The sequence below is a fragment of the Virgibacillus sp. M23 genome, assembly GCF_034190895.1.
In the GTDB taxonomy this organism is placed as follows: Bacteria; Bacillota; Bacilli; order Bacillales; family Amphibacillaceae; genus Virgibacillus; species Virgibacillus salarius.
The window spans coordinates 1-696 of the sequence record NZ_JAWDHA010000146.1 but is presented as its reverse complement, the minus strand read 5'-3'; the positions used below and the strand labels follow the sequence as shown (position 1 = coordinate 696).

The window sequence follows — 696 nt, the reverse complement described above, 5'->3', positions numbered from 1 at the left end:
CAATCATTCTTTTAATAGAGGAATCTTTTAAGTTTGCATCTTTTAGCAACGCTAAATGCGCTGGTGTCAGCTTGATGACAGCTGTTTTCTTTTCTTTTACGATTTGATGAAGTATAAATTCCGGGATATCTTCTTGTCTGTAAATGACAATCTTATTTCCTGTCACTAATGGGGTGTAAATGGATGTAACGGTTAAATCGAAAGCTATGGATGAGTACAGCGCAAAGCTGTCCTCTTGGGAAGAAGTATAATTCTGAGAGGCTGATGTTATGTAGTTCACAAGGCTTTGATGTTCGATCATCACGCCTTTCGGCTGCCCTGTTGATCCAGAAGTGTAAATCATGTATGCGATGTCGGAAGGATCGTTCCTGATGTCTAACTGTCCCGTATCTAAATCGTTGAACATGGTGCAGTCAATACTGATTTTTTTCACGTGCCTTGGCAAACGGCAGTCTATTTTAAAAAGAGGGTCTGTAATCAAAAACGCCGCTTCACTATTTTCTAAAATATACTTTATTCGTTCCGCGGGATATTCGGGGTCGATCGGCACATAAGCGCCGCCTGCTTTTAAAATGCCCAGTAAAACAGCAATCAACTCCGGTGAGTGTTTCATGCTCACGGCAACAAAATCACCGCGGCTTATTCCTTTATGTATTAGGCAGCGGGCAATTTGGTTGGAGCGTTAATCCAGTTCAT

The 696-nt window shown here is 41.5% G+C and carries 1 pseudogene; it reads right to left on the bottom strand.

Annotated elements, in window-relative coordinates:
• A pseudogene (locus tag RVS70_RS21690) lies at positions 1–682 on the bottom strand (AMP-binding protein); the annotation flags it as partial.
• Positions 683–696: the final 14 nt, after the last annotated feature.